This is a genomic window from Nocardia otitidiscaviarum NBRC 14405 (assembly GCF_000308635.1).
Lineage (GTDB): Bacteria > Actinomycetota > Actinomycetes > Mycobacteriales > Mycobacteriaceae > Nocardia > Nocardia otitidiscaviarum.
The window spans coordinates 14,230-35,539 of the sequence record NZ_BAGD01000107.1 but is presented as its reverse complement, the minus strand read 5'-3'; the positions used below and the strand labels follow the sequence as shown (position 1 = coordinate 35,539).

General features: G+C 71.0%; 17 protein-coding genes and 1 riboswitch. Of the genes, 8 read left to right on the top strand and 9 right to left on the bottom strand.

Features of this window, described 5'->3' with window-relative positions:
• Nucleotides 1-19 precede the first annotated feature (19 nt).
• Together ON31_RS25405 and ON31_RS25400 are read left to right on the top strand one after the other, a co-directional pair.
• On the top strand, nt 20-664 hold the full coding sequence (locus tag ON31_RS25405; RefSeq protein WP_029931119.1) for an MBL fold metallo-hydrolase: 645 nt from the start codon (nt 20-22) through the stop codon (nt 662-664).
• Nucleotides 665-718: 54 nt separating this feature from the next.
• Nucleotides 719-1,585: an Fpg/Nei family DNA glycosylase gene (locus tag ON31_RS25400; RefSeq protein WP_029931120.1), complete on the top strand. Its 867-nt coding sequence runs from the start codon at nt 719-721 to the stop codon at nt 1,583-1,585.
• A gap of 324 nt (nt 1,586-1,909) precedes the next feature.
• Here ON31_RS25400 and ON31_RS25395 read toward each other — a convergent pair whose 3' ends face one another.
• The 5 genes from ON31_RS25395 to pdxR form a co-directional block, all read right to left on the bottom strand.
• On the bottom strand, nt 1,910-3,421 hold the full coding sequence (locus ON31_RS25395; protein WP_039817272.1) for a carboxylesterase/lipase family protein: 1,512 nt from the start codon (nt 3,419-3,421) through the stop codon (nt 1,910-1,912).
• 79 nt (nt 3,422-3,500) lie between these two features.
• Complete coding sequence (gene mgtA / locus ON31_RS25390; protein WP_255222253.1) at nt 3,501-6,209, bottom strand: magnesium-translocating P-type ATPase; 2,709 nt, start codon at nt 6,207-6,209, stop codon at nt 3,501-3,503.
• A 57-nt stretch (nt 6,210-6,266) separates the two neighbouring features.
• On the bottom strand, nt 6,267-6,452 hold the full coding sequence (locus tag ON31_RS25385; protein ID WP_147287001.1) for a hypothetical protein: 186 nt from the start codon (nt 6,450-6,452) through the stop codon (nt 6,267-6,269).
• Nucleotides 6,453-6,748: 296 nt separating this feature from the next.
• Nucleotides 6,749-6,925, bottom strand: a riboswitch (M-box (ykoK) riboswitch).
• 79 nt (nt 6,926-7,004) lie between these two features.
• Nucleotides 7,005-7,250, bottom strand: a complete 246-nt coding sequence (locus tag ON31_RS25380; RefSeq protein WP_029931123.1) for a DUF2630 family protein — start codon at nt 7,248-7,250, stop codon at nt 7,005-7,007.
• A gap of 56 nt (nt 7,251-7,306) precedes the next feature.
• Nucleotides 7,307-8,713: a MocR-like pyridoxine biosynthesis transcription factor PdxR gene (pdxR, locus tag ON31_RS25375; protein ID WP_051037735.1), complete on the bottom strand. Its 1,407-nt coding sequence runs from the start codon at nt 8,711-8,713 to the stop codon at nt 7,307-7,309.
• A gap of 84 nt (nt 8,714-8,797) precedes the next feature.
• Here pdxR and ON31_RS25370 point away from each other — a divergent pair, with 84 nt between their 5' ends.
• On the top strand, nt 8,798-9,487 hold the full coding sequence (locus ON31_RS25370) for a pyridoxamine 5'-phosphate oxidase family protein (protein WP_081592729.1): 690 nt from the start codon (nt 8,798-8,800) through the stop codon (nt 9,485-9,487).
• Between the two features lie 59 nt (nt 9,488-9,546).
• Nucleotides 9,547-9,852: a hypothetical protein gene (locus ON31_RS25365; protein ID WP_039817270.1), complete on the top strand. Its 306-nt coding sequence runs from the start codon at nt 9,547-9,549 to the stop codon at nt 9,850-9,852.
• Between the two features lie 309 nt (nt 9,853-10,161).
• Here the strand turns inward: ON31_RS25365 and ON31_RS25360 are convergent, their stop codons facing one another.
• Nucleotides 10,162-11,400 carry a hypothetical protein gene (locus ON31_RS25360; RefSeq protein WP_039817296.1) on the bottom strand — a complete coding sequence of 413 codons (1,239 nt, stop codon included), beginning with the start codon at nt 11,398-11,400 and terminating at the stop codon, nt 10,162-10,164.
• 444 nt (nt 11,401-11,844) lie between these two features.
• Nucleotides 11,845-12,618 (bottom strand): crotonase/enoyl-CoA hydratase family protein, encoded by a 774-nt coding sequence (locus tag ON31_RS25355; protein WP_039817269.1) that lies wholly within the window; start codon nt 12,616-12,618, stop codon nt 11,845-11,847.
• Nucleotides 12,619-12,683: 65 nt separating this feature from the next.
• Between ON31_RS25355 and ON31_RS25350 the strand changes: the two genes are divergently transcribed.
• Both ON31_RS25350 and ON31_RS25345 read left to right on the top strand, forming a co-directional pair.
• Nucleotides 12,684-13,289: a TetR/AcrR family transcriptional regulator gene (locus ON31_RS25350; protein WP_029931129.1), complete on the top strand. Its 606-nt coding sequence runs from the start codon at nt 12,684-12,686 to the stop codon at nt 13,287-13,289.
• Nucleotides 13,290-13,298: 9 nt separating this feature from the next.
• Nucleotides 13,299-14,921 carry an acyl-CoA dehydrogenase family protein gene (locus tag ON31_RS25345; RefSeq protein WP_039817268.1) on the top strand — a complete coding sequence of 541 codons (1,623 nt, stop codon included), beginning with the start codon at nt 13,299-13,301 and terminating at the stop codon, nt 14,919-14,921.
• Nucleotides 14,922-14,985: 64 nt separating this feature from the next.
• Here the strand turns inward: ON31_RS25345 and ON31_RS25340 are convergent, their stop codons facing one another.
• A complete protein-coding gene (locus ON31_RS25340; RefSeq protein WP_039817267.1) occupies nt 14,986-15,582 on the bottom strand; it encodes a chemotaxis protein CheB in 597 nt (198 codons plus the stop codon).
• Nucleotides 15,583-15,770: 188 nt separating this feature from the next.
• Here ON31_RS25340 and ON31_RS25335 point away from each other — a divergent pair, with 188 nt between their 5' ends.
• Both ON31_RS25335 and ON31_RS25330 read left to right on the top strand, forming a co-directional pair.
• Nucleotides 15,771-17,141 (top strand): DUF1731 domain-containing protein, encoded by a 1,371-nt coding sequence (locus ON31_RS25335; RefSeq protein WP_081592726.1) that lies wholly within the window; start codon nt 15,771-15,773, stop codon nt 17,139-17,141.
• A gap of 78 nt (nt 17,142-17,219) precedes the next feature.
• Nucleotides 17,220-18,359, top strand: coding sequence for an FAD-dependent monooxygenase (locus ON31_RS25330; protein WP_039817266.1), 1,140 nt, complete (start codon nt 17,220-17,222; stop codon nt 18,357-18,359).
• Between the two features lie 232 nt (nt 18,360-18,591).
• Here the strand turns inward: ON31_RS25330 and ON31_RS25325 are convergent, their stop codons facing one another.
• Nucleotides 18,592-21,300 (bottom strand): ATP-binding protein, encoded by a 2,709-nt coding sequence (locus ON31_RS25325; protein WP_157533772.1) that lies wholly within the window; start codon nt 21,298-21,300, stop codon nt 18,592-18,594.
• Nucleotides 21,301-21,310 lie beyond the last annotated feature (10 nt).

The window sequence follows — 21,310 nt, the reverse complement described above, 5'->3', positions numbered from 1 at the left end:
CGGACCGAAGGAGCGAATCATGGAGCGCATCGCCACCGACCTGTGGGTCACCGAAACCCAGAACCCGGCGCCTGGCCTGACCACCCGCGCCTACCTGTGGACCCGCCCGGAGGGCAACGTGCTGTTCTACAACACCAGCATCGAGAGCGAGTTCGACCGCATGGCCGAACTCGGCGGGGTCGCCGACCAGTACCTCAGCCACCAGGACGAGATCACCTCCACCCTGGCCACGCTGAAGGAGCGGTTCGGTACCCGACTGCACCTGCACGAGTCGGAGGCGGACCTGGTCACCGCCACCACCGTGGACGATCCGTTCACGACGCGGCACACCGCGTTCGAGGGTTTGGAGGTCATTCCCACCCCCGGCCACACCGTGGGCAGCACCAACTACCTGGCCACCATCGCGGGTAAGCGCTACCTGTTCACCGGCGACACCATCATCCGAGGCGAGGACGGCCGCTGGTGGGCCGGTTACCTGGAGGGCTTCAGCGATAAGGACACGCTGGTCGCCAGCCTGGATGTGCTGGCCGAGCTGACTCCGGACGTGGTGGTCTCCAGCGCCTTCCTGGGCGAGTCCGGCGTGACCGAACTCGGGGAGCGGCCGTGGGCGGAGTTGGTCGGCGAGGCGCGCGAGGGGTTGCTGGCGGGCCGCTCGCTTGTCTGACCAGGGCGTGTTCACATCGGGCGCCATGTCGGTGGGTGCCGGTAGGCTGCGGGTGTGCCCGAGTTACCCGAAATCGTGGCGCTGGAGCAATTCCTCGCCGAGCATGCGGTGGGCGCGGTCGTGGGTCGGGTCGATGTGGCGGCGCTGAGCGTGCTCAAAACCTTCGATCCGCCGGTGACCGCGCTGTCCGGGCGTGATGTGACGGGGGTGGGGCACTGGGGTAAGCATCTCGGCATCGACTGTGACGGGCTGTGGCTGATCACGCACCTGTCGCGGGCGGGCTGGCTGCGCTGGCTCGACGAGCCCGGCGCCGCCCCGCCCAAACCGGGGAAGGGGCCGCTCGCCCTGCGCGTGCACCTGTTCACCCCGGAGGGCGCGACCCCGGCCTTCGACCTCACCGAGGCGGGCACCAAGAAGCGGCTCGCGGTCTGGCTGACCGCCGATCCGCTCGCGGTGCCCAGTATCGCCCGCCTCGGTCCGGACGCGCTGGCGGTGAGCGAGCCCGAATTCGCCGAACTGCTGCACGGCACCTCGCAGCGGGTGAAGAACGCGCTCACCGATCAGACCGTCATCGCCGGTATCGGCAATGCGTACTCCGACGAGATCCTGCACACCGCGCGGCTGTCGCCGTTCGCGAATGCCGGAACTCTGGACGCGGAGCAGCTGTCCCGGCTCTATGCGGCCATGCGCGCGGAACTGCGCGACGCGGTCGAGCGGTCCGTGGGTCAGGACGCCGCGCGGCTCAAGGGCGAGAAGCGTTCCGGCATGCGGGTGCACGGCCGCACCGGCATGCCGTGCCCGGTCTGCGGCGACACCGTCCGCGAGGTGTCCTTCGCGGACAAGTCCTTCCAGTACTGCCCCACCTGCCAGACCGGCGGCAAGATCCTCGCCGACCGCCGCATGTCGCGCCTGCTGAAGTAGGGCGGCGACCCTGCGGGCCACGGTGGCGTGTCGGGCGCGCACCCGCCGGTGGGCCTGCTGCCGACCGTCGTGGGGAGGTGTGTCCGCCGCGAATGCGCCGCTGGCGCACCGCTGCGGCTGGCCGTATGCGCCGGTCGGTGCTCGCCGCCGCCATCGCTCTCGGCGCGGCCATCCGCGACCTCGCGTGGGCTGGGCTCAGCCGGGTCGGCTCGGCACCCATGACGGCTTGCCGTTGGATTTGGTGGCCGAGCACAGGCGGCGGTCGCGGTTGCGGGCCCGGTCGAAGGTGCCCACGGTCGAGCGGTCTCGCACACTGAGGTCGGTTCAGATCAGGGTCGGTACCGTAATTCCCTGCCAGGCGAGGCGTTTGGCGCGGTCGGGATCGTCCTCCAGTCGCGGCGGGTAGTCGATGATCATGGTCGTGCGCCGGTCCTCGGTGTACTGCGGCCAGGACGGCAGGGGTGCGCCGTCACGGGCGAAGGACAGCCAGTTGTCCTGGAACTGCCGGGTCACCGAGCGCATGCCGCGCTGGCCGCCAGCCACCGTGAGCGCGCGTCCGAACGGGGTGTCGCTGGCCCCGAACACCGGGATCAGGTCGAAGGCGTGGGTGGCTCCGAATCCGGCGAGATGCAGTGCGCGCGGGGCGAAATCGAAGCGGTAGCCGTAGGTGGGCGCGTAGCGGCTGTGTCCCTCCATGGCCGTCACCGTGGACCGCCACAGCACGAAATCCCCACCCATGCGCACCGCGACCTTCGGGTCCGGGAAGCCCGGATAGGCGGCGACCACCTGGGCCGCGGCCTCGGCGCCGGAATGCGCGAGCACCTTGCGAATGCGTTCCGGCGTGGTCGGCAGCGTATCGGACAGCCGCGCGAACAGCGTCCCCTCATCGCGATTGCTGCCGATGATGAGCGGCAGCCGGTGCGCGCTGCCCTCGGTGAGCGCGTCCAGCGGGGAGCGCGGCAGGAAGTCGCCGTCCACCATGGGCACGGCCGGAAACAGTCCCGGCTGCTCCCGCAGCACCCTGGCGACGGCCCGGTCCACCGCGCGGCGAATGTCATTGGCACCGGCCGAGATCAGCGCACGCGATGCCTCCTCCGGGCTGGCCCCGAGACCCTCCACGCAGCGGCGGGCGAAGAGTTTGGCGTCGTCCGGGCTGGCCGCCCACGCCGCGGGCGGGCTCTGCGAGATACCCCGGTGGAACAGACCTTCCGCCGCCGGGGTCGCGAACAGGCTCAATACCGCGTGCGCCCCGGCGGATTCGCCGAAGATCGTGACATTGTCCGGATCGCCGCCGAAGGCCGCGATATTGCGCCGCACCCACTCCAGCGCCGCCACCTGGTCGCGCAGCCCCAGATTCGAATCGAATCGCCGCTCGGGCGTGGAATATTCGCTGAAGTCCACATAGCCGAATCCGCCCAGCCGGTAGTTCAGCGACACCACGATCACATCACCGCGCACGGCCAGCCGCGCCCCGGAATACAGTCCCAGCGCCGAGGTGCCGATCATGTATCCGCCGCCGTGGATGAACACCATGACCGGGCGCGGCGTCGCCGAATGCCCAACGGGCGCGGTGATATTGAGTGTCAGACAGTCCTCGCCGGTCGGCTGCTGCTGTCGCGGCCCGATGCGAGCGCCGCTGCGATGCTGCATCGCGGCGAGGCCGAATTCCCGGGCGTCGCGCACCCCGGCCCAGGACCGCACCGGCTGCGGCGCCCGGAATCGCAGCTCTCCCACGGGCGGCGCCGCATAGGGGACGGACCGCCAGCGCGCCACGCGGCGGCCCCGGGAACCGCGGACGACGCCGTCGGCAGTAGTGATATCGATCGTTGCCACCATTGGAAAACGGTATAGGCGCGACCCACCCGCCCGCTAGACCCTACTGACTTGTTGCCAATACGTGGCCGGATCGAACCGATCACAGCCAACGGCCGAACTTCCGGATGTACAGCGTCTTCGCCAGCTGCGCCACCAGGCAGTAACTCAGCAGCGTCAGCACCAGCCAGGGGAAATACGCCAGCGGCAGGGCCTGCATCCGGAGGACGTCCGCCAGCGGCGAGAAGGGCAGCCAGATGCCGACGGCCATGATCGTGCCCGTGGTCAGCAGCACCGGCAGGGCCGCCCGCGACTGGAGGAACGGGAGCTTCCGGGTGCGGATCAAATGCACGATGAGGGTCTGGGAGAGCAGCCCCTCGATGAACCAGCCGGATTGGAACAGCGTCTGGTGTTCGGGACTGTTGGCCTGGAACACGAACCACATCAGCGCGAAGGTGCTCATATCGAAGATCGAGCTGGTCGGGCCGATGCACAGCATGAACCGGCCGAGATCCCGGGCGTTCCACTGCTGCGGCTTGCGCAGATACTCCTCGTCCATGCGATCCCACGGAATGCTGAGCTGTGAGATGTCGTAGAGCAGGTTCTGCACCAGCAGGTGCACCGCCAGCATGGGCTGGAAGGGCAGGAACGCCGAGGCCACCAGCACCGAGAACACATTGCCGAAATTCGACGACGCGGTCATCTTGATGTACTTCATGGTGTTGCCGAAGGTGCGGCGGCCCTCGATGACGCCGCGTTCGAGCACCATGAGGTCCTTCTCCAGCAGGATGATGTCCGCGGATTCCCTGGCGATATCGACCGCGGTGTCCACCGAGATGCCCACATCGGCCTCACGCAGCGCCGCCGCGTCGTTGATGCCGTCGCCGAGGAAGCCGACGGTGTGGCCGCGCGCGTGCAGGGTGCGTACGATGCGCGCCTTCTGCGCCGGGTCGATCTTGGCGAACAGCGTGGTGCGTTCCACCAATTCGGGCAGATCCGCGTCATCGGTCAGCTCGAGCCGGGTACCGGTGACCGGTTCGCCCACCGCGAGGCCGACGCCCGCGCACACCCGCGCCGCCACCAGTTCGCTGTCGCCGGTGATCACCTTCACCTCGACGCCGTTGTCCGCCAGGGCTTTCAGCGCCGCGGCCGCGTCCTGCTTGGGCGGATCGAGGAAGGCGAGGAAGCCGACCAGCGTCAATTCGGTCTCGTCGGTCGCCGTGTAGCGGTCGCGAATCGGCACCGCCCGGGTGGCGACGGCCACCACCCGCAGGCCCTCGCGATTGGTCCGCTCGGCCACGTCGATCACACGTTCGCGCAGTTCGGGGGACATGGCGATCTCGCGGTCGCCGTCGCGTGCGAACCGGCACAGCGCGACGACCTCCTCCACCGCCCCCTTGCAGACGAGCTGGTTCTCCGCGGGGCCGCCCAATCGGTCGCTGAGCACCACGGACATCCGGCGGCGCACGAAATCGAAGGGGATCTCGTCCGCGAGCCGATAGCGGCTGTCGACGACGACCTCCTCGGCCTCGTCCATTCGGTCGATGACGGCGCGGTCCAGCAGATTGCGCAATCCGGTCTGGAAGTGGCTGTTCAGATACGCCAACCGCAGCACCTCGTCGCTCGGCCGCCCGTGCATGTCCAGGTATCGGTCCAGTACGACCCGGTCCTCGGTGAGGGTGCCGGTCTTGTCGGTGCACAGCACATCCATGCCGCCCAGATTCTGAATCGCGCTCAGCCGCTTGACCACGACCTTGCGCTTGCTCATGGCGACCGCGCCCTTGGCCAGATTGGCGGTCACCACCACCGGCAGCATCTCCGGTGTGAGGCCCACCGCCACGGCCACCGCGAACAGGAACGCCGAGGTCCAATCGCCCTGATTCCAGCCGTTGACGACGAACACCACGGGCACCATGACCAGCATGAACCGGATGAGCAGATAGGCGACCCGCTTCACCCCGGTGTCGAACGCGGTCTCCGGATGCGCGCCGACCATGATGTCGGCCATGGAGCCGAAGTAGGTGTCCGAACCGGTCGCGACCACCACCCCGGTACCGGTGCCGGAGGTGACGGAGGTGCCCATCAGCACCAGGTTGTCGGCCTCGGCGGGGTCGGGGCGGGTGTGCCGCCGGGTGTCGCCGGTGGTGGTGTCGGCCTTCTCCACCGGCAGCGATTCACCGGTGAGGGCGGCCTGGGCGACCATGAGGTCCTTGGCGGCGATGAGCCGCATATCGGCGGGCACCAGGTCACCGGCGGCCAGGTGCACGATATCGCCGGGCACCACCTCGGCCATGGGGATCTCCCGGGCACGGCCGCGCGGTGCGCCCGCGTCGCGCCGCACCACCGCCGCTGTGGTGGTGACCAGCCGGGTCAGCGCTTCGGCGGCGCGGTTGGAACGGAACTCCTGCCAGAACCGGATCAGCGTGCTGATCGTGATCATGATGCCGATGGTGATGACGCCCTCGGCATCGCCGGTCAGGTAGAGCACGACGGCCAGGCCCGCCAGCACCAGGATGAACGGATTCCCGAACGCCCGCACCAGCTGCACCAGCCAGTGCGGAACGTATTCGTGGGCGATCTTGTTCGGGCCGTACTGCGCCAGCCGCTGATCGGCGTCGGCGTGGTCGAGGCCCGCACGCACCGAATCCAGGTCGTGCAGCACCTGTTTCGCGGGTCGGGCACTGATGCCGACCAGCTTCGCGCCGACCGCGCGGGTGCGGTCCTCCAGCTCGGCGGCTCGGCGTTCCCGGCGGGACGGACGGTGGGTGGGTGGTTCCGGCCGCTGGAGGGATAGCGGAGTGGACATGGTCATGAGGTACTCCTCGCGCGGTAGCCGCATCGGGACTGTGGGGTGTCGGTGCGTGGCCGCCTACCGCTTCGGGTGGCAGCCCAGCGAGGCGCTGACCACTGCCGGTGGCGTGTAGCCCGCCAGCAGGTTGGCCCGTTCCTGCGGGGTGAGATTCCGGCGTGCCCACAGGCGGTGCGCGCCGCGGCGGCAGCCGCCGAGCAGGGCGGTGGTCAGGGGGGATGGGGTACGACGTGCGATGAAGGTCATGGCGAACTCCTCGGTGACAGGGCCGCGATTCATCGCTTCGAACTCTTTACAACCGAATTCGCGCACACTGGGATGGACAATTGTCGAGGACATGACAATTGCCTGAGAATGCGCTGAATTCGCCGAACGGTCAGTTCGAAGGAATGCCGCGACCGGGCGAGACAATGCAGAGTGATCGAGACGGATACGGACTTCCACCGGGTGTCATCCTGCGGATCTCACCTCCTTGCGGCCGAGGCGTGCGGGGACGCCGAATCGAAAGCACAGCAGGGAGCGGGCCAGGGACGTTTCCCTGGTGAGCACCCCTCTCGTCAGAGTTTCGGCACTACGCGACGTGTCTCGGCATCGAGCCGGGAAGCCACTTCGGGTACATCCCTTAATCCGGGAAGACCTGTCCTAACCTTGGGCGTCTCTCGACGTCGTCAGATCAGTGGCCTGTGTTCGCGTAGGAGCCTCACCTATCGAGGTGCATGAACGTCGACAATGGTGTCGCACGAATTCGGATAAGTCAAATCCCAAAAAAATCGGCCCCCGATCGGGGGCCGAAAAAACCTACTGGAGATAGCCTTCCACCTGCTGGGCGGAATTCGGCTGGGCCGAATCGGGATCGCGCCCCTGATCGAGCCGGGCCCGGCGCTGCCGCAGCAGATCCCAGCACTGGTCCAGCTGCACCTCGAGCTCGGCCAGTTGGGCGCGCTCGCTCTCCGGGTCCAGCTCACCGCCGGTGGTCTTGGACCGCAGCTCGTGCTCGCGATCCACCAGTGTCTTGATACGCGCGAGAATGTCCTGATCGGTCATGAAGCCTCCACTCCGCGACGGTTGCAGCGCGACCCGGGCCGGGTCACGCGTCCATGCTACGGCGCGGCCAGGCACTCCCCGGCGGTCCGCAGCGCCGCCGCCAGGTCCGCGCGCGGCAGGGCGGCGTAACCGAGCGCCACGCCGAACAGCCGTCGCGGCCCGACGTAATGGGTGTCGAGGCGGCCGAGGTGCACGCCGCGCCGCTCCGCCGCCGCCACCGCGGCCGCCTCGGCGGTGGCCGAGGCCAACGGCACCACCACGTGTGATCCGGCGGCGTCGCCGATCACCCCGAGCCCGTGTCGGCGCAGTTCCGCCACCACCATGGCGCGCCGCGTCTGCATTTCGCGGCGGAGTCGGCGCAGATGCCGGGCGAGATCGCCGTGTGCGGCCAGTTCGGCCAGCACCAGCTGCCCGGCCGCGGCCGGACCGGTGCCGGTGTGTTCGCGATGGGCGAGCACCGCGTCGGCGACGGCGGGCGCGGCGACGAGCCAGCCGATGCCCAGCGCGGGGGTGAGGATCTTGCTGGTGGTGCCGAGATGCACCACCACATCGGGGGCGAGGGTGGCCAGCAGCGGCAAGGGCGCGGTGTCGTAACGCAATTCGCCGTCGTAGTCGTCCTCGATGATCAGAGCGCCGGTGCGGCGGGCGAATTCGACGAGCCGCACCCGCCGCTCGGCGGGCATCCGTGCGCCCAGCGGAAACTGGTGCGCGGGAGTGCAATACATGGCGCTCACGCCGTCCGGCAGCAGGTCCACCCGCAGGCCGTGGTCATCGACCGGAATCGGCACCAACTCGATTCCGGCCGCCCGGAACGCGCCCGCGGCCCGGCGGTAACCCGGGTCTTCGATGGCCACCGCCGCGCCCGGGGGCAGCACCGCGGCCGCCAGTTCGCTCACCGCGGCGCTGGTGCCCGACGTGGCCAGTACCGCACTGCCGCCGGACGCGCCCAATCCCCGATGCCGCAGCAGGTGTTCGGCCACCGCCGCGCGGTAGCCGGGGTCACCGGCGCGGTTGCGGCGGACCAGGGGCATCGGGGCGGCGGCCGCCCGCCAGGCCCGTCGCCACGCCGCGCGGTCGATGGCCTCCACGCACGGTGCGCCGGGGGCCAGATCGGCCAGATCCGTCGCCTCGTCCGCATCGGAGGCGGCCGGTGACCACTCCGGGGCCAGCCGTGGGGCGGCGGTCAGGTAGGTGCCGGATCCGTGTCGCCCGCCGAGCCAGCCTTCGGCGTGCAGTTGGTCGTAGGCGGCGGTGACCACGGTGCGGCTCACGCCGAGGCGCAGCGCCAGTGCCCGTGAGGAGGGTAGGCGGTCGCCGCGGTGCAGGACCCCGGTGGCGGCGGCGTCGCGCAGTCGGTCCGCGATCTGTGCCGACAGCGGCGTCGATGCCGCGCGGTCGAGCGTGATCGGGAGGTCGTCGGCGGCGGTCGGGCGGTGTGCCGCGCCGTCGGGTGTGGTCGCCATCAAGAATCCGCCTCGAAAGTGGTCTGTCGAAATCATCCAGAAATGGATATTCTACTGGTCCATTGGCGCGGCCATGCTGGTCATATGAGTCAGACAGCGTCGAATCGGACCCCCTTGTCGCCCACGCCGCGCAGCACTCCGACGCGCTACCGGCACCGTGCTCGGAGCGATCGAGCGGTCCTGGACGCCGTGCTGGACGCCGGGTTCCTCTGCCATCTCGGCGTGGTGATCGACGGCGCGCCGCTGGTGGTGCCCACCATCTACGGGCGCGACGGGGACACGCTCTACCTGCACGGCTCCACCGGATCGGGCAATCTGCGCGCCGCGAGCACCGGTGGGGTGTCGGTATCGGTCACCCATGTGGACGGCATCGTGTACGCGCGTGCCGCGATGCACCTGTCCATCAACTTCCGATCGGCCGTGATCCACGGTCGGCCGACCACGGTCACCGATCCGGATGAGCAGCTGCGGGCCATGCGGATCGTCGTCGACAATGTCACGCCCGGCGCCTGGCCCGCGGTGCGGCAGCCGACCAAGAAGGAGCTCGCGGGCACGCTGGTGCTGGCGCTCGACCTCACCGAGGCGTCGGTGAAGGTGCGTGAGGGCGGGCCGATCGACGAACCGGAGGACGTCGCCGTCGGCGGGGTGTGGGCCGGGGTGCTGCCGCTGCGGCAGCTGTGGGACGCCCCCGTACCGGCCGACGACCTGGAGCCGGGAGTGCCGGTACCCGACCATGTGCTGGCCCGGATCGCGGGGTCGCCGGTGGCGGGGTAGCCGAAAGATCGAATCACGGTCACACTGAAGGTGATTCGATCTAGTGCCGGGAGGTCCCCATGGATCCCGATAGCGATGACGCCGAGGGCGGGCCGACGCGCCTGCTGGATTTCATAGCGCGGCGGGAGGCCGAGTCCGCCGCCGCACTGGCCGCGGCCCGAATCGGCTCCGGAAAGGAGCCGTTCAGCCTGGAGGCCCTGCGCGCCGCCTACGACCTCACCCTCGATCTGGGTACCCGGCCGCTCACCGCGGCCGATGTCGCGGAGTACGAGCGGCGCTACTACCTCACCGCCCCGCCCGATATCCGGACGGTCGCGCAGTTCGGTGAGTACCTGTACTCGCTCTACATCAACGAGGTGGGCTGAGGTCACGGCGCGCGGCCCCGTGGGGTCGCCGCACCCGTGCCGGGGCGCTGGAACGCGTTGCGGCGCAATCGGCCCGGTGCACCGGGTGCGGCCCGGTCGGCTCGGTCGCGCGGCCAAGGACGTGGTGGCGAGGCTGAGCCGCGCGCGGTGGTGCGGGCGAGGTCATAGAGCTGGCAGGTGCCGCGGTGCGGAGCCGAGGTGATCAGCCGAAGCCCAATGCGACCGAGCTGCGCGAGTTCGGGGCGGACCGGTCCGTGACACAGGGGCTCAGGGTGAATCGGGCTGGGACGCAGTGGGTTCGGTCGGGTGTTACCAGGGTGTGGCGGTGAGGCCGAGTCGGCCGAGAGTGGTGCCGGCGAGGTCGCGTAGGTCCGCGGCGGTGGGGATGCGTTGGGGGTCGAGGCCGACCAGTCCGAGGGTGTAGGTGTCGGCGATGCGGGTGAAGTAGGCGGAGAGGCGGGTGCGTGGGAAGGCGTCGGCGCGCAGGCCCGGGTGGATGGCGCGGGCCGCCACGCCGGTGCACTGGTGTGGGCCGAGGGTGAGCAGCGAGTCCGGGAGGGTTCCGATATTGGAGCACAGGATGTCTCGCTCGCCCGCGCCGCGGGCCAGCGCGTGCGCCCAGCGGTCCGGGAGCACCTGGAGCAGTTCCTCGGGCATACCGCCCGGGCTGGTCATGCGGTGTTCGTAGGCGGCGCGGGCGCGGTGGCGGATGGTGGCCGGAGTGTCGGTGCGGCGCACGGCGATCTCGGTCATGGCGAGGTCGTTGTCCACCCGGGGTTCGTCGCGGGTGTCCACCGGGAGGCTGACGGCGATCTCGGGCTCGGGAAAGCCCGTGGACCACAGCATATTCGCCACCGCGTGCACGAAGAGACTGTTGGCGGTGCCGCCGTGGGCGACGGCAACGCGGTTCCAGTCGCGGGCCGGGATCTGGAGTACGGCGCTGCGCGGCGCGGCGTCCGGGTGGTCGGACGGTGTTTCTCGCGCCGGGGGAGACGGTGGTCGGCGGGGGATGCCGCGGCGCAGTGCGCGGGCGGTGCCGCCCAGCACGACGGACCATTGACGGCGGGCGTCCGCCCAATCCGAGTGGGGTGCCGCGGGTGTCGCCAGCGGTGTGCCCGCCAGCGCGTTGTCCACGGCCAGGGTGAGGGCGCGGCCGTCGGCCAGGGCGTGTGAACACGTCAGGGCGACAACGGATCCGCCGTCGTCGAGCGGTGCGGCCGAGAGCCGCCAGCCCGGACCGAATTCCGGATCGAGGTCCGCGCCCTGACCGTCGGCCCACTCCAGCAGGGTGTGCGCGGCCAGCGGCTCCCCGGCCAGCACCAGCGGATGCGCCCAACCGGTCACCTGCCAGCGCGGCCGCGCCCCCGGAATCCGCGACCGCACCACCCGCCGCCCCAGCGGCCCCGTCCGCAACGCCTCGTGCACATCCCGCAGCAACTCCGACCCCACCCGGTCGGCGGTACGCCAAATCCCCTGCAGCGCGATCGGCGTACCCATACCCCGATGCGCCCGCAGGAACATCTCGTCCACCACGGTCAGCCGGTTCATCGCAGGCAGCGTACCGACCGGTACCGACAACCGGCGAGCTTCGATTCCGGCCGCGCCGATCGGTGCCGCCGAACCCCGATCGCACCGGCCCACATGACGTCGGCGTGTCCGACTAGCCCGACGGTGCCTGTCGGTGTGATCTCCGCACCGATTGGCGCGGCGACCACGTGGGTTCGCGCGTCGGTTCACGGTGGCCGCACCCGTTGGTGCGGTGGTTGGCTGGTTCGCGCGCTGGTTCGTTCGGTAGTCGCATCGGTCGGCGGGGCCGTCGCAGCGGATCGGCGTGCGCCCGGGGTGTGGTGCTGGTGTGTTCGCCGTGCATGGCTTCTTCGGAGGGTGTCGGATCGCCTCGCGGTCACGCACTCGCCCGGCGCGTCCGCGTCGGTTTGCCTGGACTGGGCGCCGTCGGTCGGTGGTGGCCGGGGCGGTGCACGGCGCGGTCGGTCAGGCCGGGCGGCCGCCGCGGCCCGCGCCCGCGGCGAAGCGCTGGGCTCCGTCGAGCGCGCCGTCGGCGAGGGCGGTCATGCCGTGGCGGAACTCGTTGCGGAGGGCGGCGGTCTCGTCGAGGCCGTCCTGTTCCAGCACCGACATGCGGTCCGAGCGCAGGCAGGTTTGCGGGAGGGTGGCGAGCTGGGCGGCGAGTTCCTCTGCGGCGCGGCGGGATTCGCCGGGCGGGACGACCTGGGTGACCAGGCCGATCTGCAGGGCCTCCGCCGCACCGACGGCCCGGCCGGTGAGGATGAGGTCCATGGCGCGGCCGGTGCCGATGATGCGCGGCAGGCGAATCGTGCCGCCGTCGATGAGGGGTACGCCCCAGCGGCGGCAGAACACGCCGAAGGTGCTGTCCTGCTCGGCGATTCGCAGATCGCACCAGAGCGCGAGTTCGAGCCCGCCCGCCACGGCGTAGCCGGAGACGGCGGCGATGACGGGCTTGGACAGCCGCATGCGGGTCGGACCCATGGGTCCGTCGCCGTCCTCGGCCGCGCGATTGGACCGTTCGGTGCCGAGCGCCTTCAGGTCCGCCCCGGCGCAGAAGGTGCCGCCCTCGCCCCACAGCACCGCCACGGCGGCGGTCGGGTCGGCGTCGAATTCCCGGAAGGCGTCGGCCAGCGCCGCGGCCGTGGGTCCGTCCACGGCGTTGCGGGCTTCGGGGCGGTGCAGGATCACGGTGGTCACGGGGCCGTTGCGTTCGACTCGTACGCTCACGGGACCGACCATACGCCGTACACACGGCCGTGCACACACCCTTGCGCGAAGAAATGAATCCGTGCTTCACTTCTTTCGTGGCGTATCGCAGAACCCCCGCTGTGCAGGCCCGCTTGGACGCCCAGGCCGGGGCGATCGTGCGGGCCGCCATGAAGGTGCTCTCCGAACAGGGATTCGCCGGACTGTCCATGGCCACCGTCGCCGCCGCGGCCGGTGTCGCCACCGGCACCGTCTACAAGAACTTCAGCGGCAAGGCCGAACTGGTGACCGCCGTCTTCCGCGAGGTCGTCACCCGCGAGGTCAGCGCAGTGGCCGACGCCAGCGCCGACGGCGGCGTGGTGGAGCGGGTCACCGCCGCCGTGGAGACCTTCGCCGGACGCGCCCTGAAGAATCCCAAACTCGCCTACGTACTGCTGGCCGAACCGGTGGACACCGCCGTCGACACCGAGCGCCTGCGTTTCCGCCGGGCCTTCGCCGACACCTTCGAAACCGCCGTGGCCGACGGCGTCGCCAATGGCCAACTGCCACCGCAGGATCCACGCACCAGCGCCACCGCACTGGTCGGCGCGATCGGCGAGGTGCTGGTCGGTCCGCTGGCCCAGGAACTGCCACGCGAGACGGTGCTGCCCGATCTCGTCGCCTTCGCACTGCGCGCCCTCGGCGTGCGGGCATCCTCGACATAGGAGTCACCCATGCACACCCACGACGTGTTCAACCAGGTGCCGGACATCGTCCCCTTCGACAACTCTCGCAATCCCGCGCTGCTCGAGGGCCTGCACCGCGAGGGCGCGGGCTGGGCCGAGGACGAGGTGCGCGCGCTCGGCGCGCTCGCCGGGGGCGCGCGGGCGCAGGAGTGGGGACGGCTGGCCAACGACTATCCGCCGGTGCTGCGCACCCACGACCGCTACGGCCACCGGGTGGACGAGGTGGAATTCCATCCGCACTGGCACGATCTGATGCGGGTGGCGGTGGAACACGGCCTGCACGGCACGCCCTGGCAGGACGACCGCGCCGGTGCGCACGTCGCGCGCGCCGCCAAGTTCTACACCTGGGGTCTGGCCGACGCGGGCCATATGTGCCCGATCTCCATGACCTACGCGGTGATTCCGGCGCTGCGGCACAATCCGGAACTCGCCGCGAAGTACGAACCCCTATTGGCGTCACGGGTGTACGACTACGGCCTGCGGGAGCCGTCCGGCAAGGCCGGTCTCATCGCGGGCATGTCCATGACCGAGAAGCAGGGCGGCTCCGACGTCCGCGCCAACACCACCACGGCCACACCGCAATCCGACGGCACGTACCGCATCGTCGGCCACAAGTGGTTCACCTCCGCGCCCATGTCGGACATGTTCCTGACCCTCGCGCAGGCCCCCGGCGGTCTGTCCTGCTTCCTGCTGCCGCGCGTGCTGCCGGACGGTTCGCGCAATCCCCTTCGCCTGCAACGGCTCAAGGACAAACTGGGCAACAAGTCCAACGCCTCCTCGGAGATCGAGTACGAGAACGCCACCGGCTGGCTGGTCGGCGCGGAGGGCGCGGGCGTGAAGACCATTATCGAAATGGTCAATATGACCCGCCTGGACTGCGTGATCGGCTCGGCCACCGGCATGCGCGCCGGCGTGGTGCACGCGGTGCACCACGCCCGCCACCGGGACGCTTTCGGCAAGAAGCTGATCGACCAGCCCGCCATGCGCAATGTGCTGGCCGACCTGGTGGTCGAATCCGAGGCCGCCACCACCGTCATGATGCGGCTGGCGGGTGCGACCGACCGCGCCGCGACCGATCCCGCCGAGGCCGCCTTGCGCCGGATCTCCCTGGCCGTCACCAAGTACTGGGTGTGCAAGCGTGCCCCCGCGCATGCCGCCGAAGCGCTGGAATGCCTGGGCGGCAATGGCTACGTGGAGGATTCCGGGATGCCGCGGCTGTACCGGGAGGCCCCGCTCATGTCCATCTGGGAGGGCTCCGGCAATGTGGCGGCCCTGGATGCCCTGCGCGCCATGGGACGTCAGCCCGAAACGGTCGAGGCGTATTTCGACGAGGTGTCACGGGCGCGCGGGGCCAATCCGCACCTGGACGCGGCCATCGACCGAATCGGCAAGGAACTCACCGATCTCGCCGATATCGAGTACCGGGCGCGCCGCGTGGTGGAGTCGATGGCGCTGGTGCTCCAGGGCGCGCAGTTGGTGCGGCACGGCAACGCCGCGGTCGCGGACGCCTTCTGCGCCACCCGATTCGGCGGTGACTGGGGCGTCGCGTTCGGCACCCTGCCGACCGGCATCGATACCGAGGCGATCCTGCAACGCGCCTACGTGAGCTGATCCGGGCGGTAGGCGGTCGGGCATCGGCTTTCTCGTTGCCGGACAGGATTCGATGGTGTTCCGCTCAGGTGGACTCCAGCCCGACAAGTCTCCGAATGGTGGCGGCGATCTCGTCCAGCGGCAGTACGAGATCGGCCGCGCCCGCCGCGATCGTCGCGGCGGGCATTCCGCGAAAGCGCGCTGCGCGCGGATCCTCGACGATGACGGTGCCGCCGCGGTTGCGGACCTCCTTGGCACCCGTCGCGCCATCACTGCCCGAACCGGTCAGCACACAGGCGATGGCCCGGGATCCGTAGCGGTCCGCGACGGATTCGAACAGCACATCCGCGGAGGGACGCACGAAATGCACGGGTTTCTCGTCGGACAGCGAGAGTTCCCCGTTCGACCCCACCCGCATGTGATGAGCGGGCGGAGCCAGATACACCGTGCCCGGCTCGATCCGCTCCCCACCGCGCACCAGCCGGACCGGCAGCCGGGACCTGCGGGCGAGAATGCCGGTGAGCAGGGTGGGATGGCGCGGGTCGAGATGCTGCACCAGCAGCACCGGCACCGGCAGGTCGGCGGGCAGGCTGCCGATGACATGGGTCAGCGCGGCGGGGCCGCCCGCGGATGACGCGATGGCCACCACATCGAAGTTCGAGGTGTGGGGCGCTGTGTCCACGATCCGATCGTCCCCGGTGGCGTCGTGTCCGACCAGGGCACAAAGACCTCGCGGACTGCCTCGATGGCCGGTTCGCCGGGTGAGGAAGAGCACGGCCCGTAGGCGCTGTGCCGACCGCGCGGGCGGCAATAGATTGGGGGTACGCGCTCGACGGGGAGCGCGGCAATGCGGGGTTAGGACGGCGTTCGATGGGTGAGTACACGCAGTTCATCGCACTTCCGGCGGAACGGCTCTGGGAAGTGGTGGGGGACCCGAGACAGTGGCCGCGGTGGAATCCGGCGGTCACGTCGGTGACGCTGGCGGGGCCGCCCGAGGTGGGTGTGACAGGTGGGTACCTGCCGCGAGGGCCGGTCTACGAGGCGGTGCACAAACGCTTCGCCGGTCCGTTCACGATCACCACGATGGTGCCGGGCCGACGCCTGGTGCTCGAGCAGCCCGAACCCGCCGGGACCATGCGGGTGGAGTGGACGCTCACACCGCGGGCCGGCGGGACGGTGGTCGGGCAGCGGATCACCTTCGTCGGCGCGTCGGCGGCGGTGGCGCGAACGGTGGTCGGCGGTCTGCTGGAGGCCGACGCCCGCGTCGGTTTCGCGCGCCTGGCTCGGGCCGCCGGACTGGAACCCGCCGCGGACGCGCTCACGGTGGTGATCGCCGGGGGCAGCGGTGCGCTGGGCCGGAGCCTGGCCACGGATCTGGTGTGCCGGGGGCAGCGGGTGACCGTACTCACCCGGCGCGCGGACGCGAGCTCGCCGTTCACCCAGGTGGAGTGGGATGGCCGCAGCCAGGGCGAGTGGGTCGCGGCGCTGCGCGGTCCGGGGCGGACCGCGCTGGTGAACCTGGCGGGCAAGCTGGTGGACTGCCGTCCGACCGAACGGAATATCGCCGTACTGCGCGACAGCCGGGTGGATTCCACGGCCGCACTGGTCGCGGCGTCGAAAACCCTGGACCGGCCGCTCGACTACTGGGTGCAGGCCAGCACCACGGCCATCTGGTCGGATGCGGGGGAGACCCGCTGCACCGAGCGCACGCCGCTACCGGTCGGCCTGCCGCAGATGACGGGCGTCGCCGAACCGTGGGAGCGGGCCTTCGACGGGGCCGCGGCCGAACACCGGACGATTCTGCGCACCTCCATCGTGTTGGATCCCGACGCCCCCGCCGTGCGCAGGCTGGCGGCGCTGACCAAGGCGGGGCTGGGCGGCCGGGTCGGCAGTGGCGAGCAGTGGTTCAGCTGGATCCACCGCGAGGACTGGCTGGCCATCGTCCGGGCCGCCCTCGGAATGACCCCGGAGGTCACGCTGCCCGACGGAATCCTGGTGGCCGCCACCGATTTTCCGGTGCGCAACCGGGAACTCATGGCCGCGCTGCGGCGTCGCCTGCACCGGCCGCCCGCACCGCCCACCCCGGCGGCCGTACTGCGGATCGGCGCGGTGGTACTGCGCACCGACGCGGCCCTCGGGCTCACCGGCCGCCATGCCACCTCGGAGGTACTGCGGCAGGCCGGATTCCGCTTCCGCTATCCGACGCTCGACGAAGCTCTGGCCGAAATCCTGCCGGGCTGAACCGGATACGGGCGATCGCCCGATAGCGCCACGGCACACCCGTCCCTAGCGTTGGTGTGTTCGTCGGAGGGAGTCGCAATGGGCAGGGAAGCCATCGTCGTCGGTGGCGGTATCGGGGGGCTGGCGGCGGCCCGCGCGCTGGGGCTGCGAGGGTGGGAGGTCGCGGTGCTGGAGAAGGCCCGTGACTTCGGTGCGGTCGGTGCGGGAATCTCCATCTGCCCCAACGGTCTGCGCGCCTTGGACGCCCTCGGGCTCGGCGCTGTCGTCCGGGCGCGCGCATTGGCGGAGACCACGGCGGGCATCCGCACCCCCTCGGGCCGCTGGCTGTCGCGCACCGACACCCGCGAGTTCGAGCGCCGCTTCGGTCCCCTCGTCGTCCTGCATCGGGCCGATCTGCTGGACAGCCTGCGGGCCGCCGTCCCCGATCACGCCCTGCACGTGGACACCGAGGTGGAGGAGGTGCGCACGGTCGGAGCCAAAGTGGAGGTGGTGCACCGCCGCGGTACCGCGCGGGCCGATCTGGTGATCGCCGCCGACGGTCTGCACAGCCCGGTCCGCACGCGTCTGTGGCCCGACGCGCCGCGCCCCCGCTACGTCGGATACACGGCGTGGCGGCTGGTTGTCTCCCCGCCGCGGCCGGTGCGCTCCGGCGGGGAGACCTGGGGGCGAGGCCAACGGATCGGGCTCGCGCCGCTGCCGGACGGGCGGGTCTATCTCTATGCCGCCGCGAGTGTTCCGGCCGGACAGTGCGGCGACGAGGGTGAGCTGGCGGAGCTGCGACGTCGCTTCGGTTCCTGGCACGACCCCATTCCCGAACTGTTGGCGGCCGCCACCGAGTCGGCGGTGCTGCGGCACGACATTCTCGAACTGCCGCATCTGGACAGCTTCGCCGACGGCCGGATCGCGCTGCTCGGCGATGCGGCGCACGCCATGACACCGAATCTGGGCCAGGGCGCGAATCAGGCCCTGGAGGACGCCCTCACGCTGGCGGCCGCGCTCGACTCACACCCCGAGACCGCCGCCGCACTCGCCGCCTACGACCGCGCGCGGCGTCCCCGCGTGCAGGGCATCGCCGAGCGCTCCCATCTCATGGGCGCACTCGCGCACCGGCATTCGCGCCCGGCCGTCGCGGCCCGGAATCTGGCACTGCGGCTGCTCCCGGGCCGGGTGATGCTGAACTCACTGGCGCCCACGCTCGACTGGCATCCACCCCGCTGAGCGTTGCCGACTCCGCTGTGGGCGGTTGCCGCCGCAGCCGATTAGGGCATTCGCCCGATACCGGCGCGACCGCCGTCTTCCTAGTCTGGTGATCGGCGGTACGGCATCCCTCGCTGTACCGCCGATCCGTCCGCGACCGTCACCGGTCGTGGACGGCCGGTGTGGCGAGGCGGCCTCCCCCGAATTCGACGTCCGCCTCGTCACCACGGGCTCCGTCCGGACCGTCACGGGCTCAATCCAGCTCCAGGCGGGCCAGTTCCACTCGATTGGCGACCCCGAGCTTGCGGAAGACCCGCGACAGATGATGCCCCACCGTCTTCGGGCTCAGGAACAGGCGGGCCGCGATCTCCCGATTGGTGCCTCCGGTCGCGGCGAGCCGCGCCACCTGCAATTCCTGCGGTGTCAAAGCCGCGACGGATTCGCGGCCGGTGGCCGCCACCGCACCCGCGGCACGCAGCTCCGCGCGCGCCCGCTCCGCCCAGGAGTTCGCGCCCACCCGGTCGAAGGAGTCAGCGGCCGTGTGCAATTCGGTGCGCGCGGCGGCGAGGCGGTGCTGGTGGCGCAGCCATTCGCCGTACAGCAGCCCGGTGCGGGCCCGGTCGAACCAGCGGCCCGCGGCGGTATGCAGCTCGAGGGCTCGGGCGTAGGCATCCGGGTCACCCGTCAGTACCGCCCGCCCGCGCAGCAGCAGCGCCTGCGCCCACGGGGCATCCAGTGCCGCGGCCCAGATCCGTAGGGCTTCCAGCGGTTCCCGGGCCCGCTCCGGCCGGCCGGTGCGCGCCGCGGCCTCGATGCGGTCGGCGTAGACGGACAGCCACTGGCCGTGCCGATTCATCGGGGTGCGGTCCAGGGCCTCCATCCGGTCCAGTGCGGATTCGAAATCTCCGCGGGCCATATCCAGTACTGCCACCGCCCAATCGAACTGCGTGCGGTGCATGGCGGCGATGGGTGGCCCCTTCCGGTACCTCTCGACCAGCTTCAGGCAGCGTGCGGCATCGCCCATCGCGGCGGCGGTCAGCGCCAGTACCGCGGCCGCGTGGGTGCCGCGCACCGGCTGGTCGGCATGGTCGCCGAGCTGGGCGGCCTCGGTGGCCAGCAGCTCCGCCTCGCGAAACCGACCGGCCATGAATTCCACCTGGGCCACGCGTGATTCGACGGTGACCAGCCAGCCCGCCGCACCCTGGGCGCGGCAGTCCTCGGCCAGTTCGGAGAGCAGGTCGCGGGTGGCGTCGGTATCGCCGAGCACGATCGCCTGCGTCGACAGCACCAGGCGCACCACCGGATCCCGCTGCCGCAGCTCGGATGCGGTGGCCCGGTTGCGGCGCAACAGCGCGATGCCATCGGTCGGATCGTCGGCGTACAGACCCAACGCGCCCTCGTAGGCGAGCAGGAAGCGGTCGCGGTCCGGGCTCGGCGGCAGCTCCCGCAGCTGGTCGCGCGCCTCCCGCAGTGCGCCCAGATCGGCTGCGGCCCAGGCGCATCGACCGGCCTCGAGGAGGAGTACCGCCGCACGCTCGGGATCGGTCGCCGCCACGGCCGCCGCTCCCGCGCGCAGCAGTCGATACGCCCGCTCCGGTGCGCCGCGTTCGATCGCCGTGTACGCGCGGACCCTGGCGATCCGGGCGCGCCACACCGGATCGACGGGCAGCGGTGTGAGCTCGTCGGCCAGCCGTTCGGCGCTGTCGAAACGCCCGGCGCCGGCAGCGTTCTCCAAGGCTTCGACCAGACGCCGGGCGCGTTCGCGCGGAGCCGGTGACAGCTGTGCGGCGCGCTCCCACGTGCTGGCCGCCGCCCCGTGCCCACAGCGCTCCCGCGCCCGCAGCGCAGCCGATTCCAGTGCGGCCGCGACGGTTTCGTTCGGCTCTCGAGCAGCCTCGGCCAGGTGCCAGGCTTGCCGGTCCGGATCGTCGGCGAGCGCCGTGGCGAGTGCCGCGTGCACCGCGCGCCGCGCGTCGGCGGGCGCGCTGCGGTACGCCGCGGCCCGCATGATCGGATGCCGGAACAGCACGCGCTGCCCCGAGACGTCGACGAGGCCGCCGTGCTCCGCCGCCGCGAGCGCATCGGGTCCGGCCCCGAGCGCGGCCAGCACCCGCAGCACCGTGGCCAGCTCACCGTTGTCGTCGGCGGCGGCCACCAGCAGGGCCCGCCGCGCCGCCTCCGGCAAGGCCGCGATGTGCTGCTGATATCCGGCCAGCAGCCGATCGCTGAGCGCCAGCGGACCCACCTGCGACATCCCGGGATTCATGCCCGGCAGCTCCAGCAGTGCCAGCGGGTTGCCCGCCGCCTCCGCGAGCACCCGGTCACGCACCTCGACCGGCAGCATCGGGAAGTGGTCCGCCAGCAGCGTTCGCGCCTGTTCGGAATCCAGCGGGGCCGGACACAGGCGCTCGAGCCCCGGCGCGCGGAACGGCGCTCGACCCGCGAACAGCAGCACGACGCTCTCCGTGCCCAGTCTGCGGGCCGTGAACAGCAGGGCGTCCAGCGACGACTGGTCCAGCCACTGCGCGTCGTCGATCAGGCACAGCACGGGGGCGTCGGTGGCCAGTTCCGTCAGCAGCGACAGCGTCGCCAGGCCCACCAGGAACCGTTCCGGATTCGCCAGCGGCCGCAGTCCCAGCGCGCAGCTCAGCGCCTCCCGCTGCGGCTCCGGCAGTACATCCAGGTGGGGCAGCGCGGGTTGCAGCAACTGCCGCAGGGCGGTGAAGGGGAGTTCGGCCGCGGTCTCGATGCCGGTGCAGCGCAGGATCCGCCAACTCGGATCGGTGAGTTCGGCGGCCCGGCGCAGCAGTGCGGATTTGCCCTCGCCGGGACCGGCGAGCACCGCCAGCGCCCCGCTGCGCCCCGCGCGGGCGTCCGAGAGCAGCGTCCGGATGCGATGTTGTTCGGTCGCGCGGCCGTAGAGCATTACCAGCACTTTGCCGCTCGGGCGATCGGGCCGCAATTCACTCCTC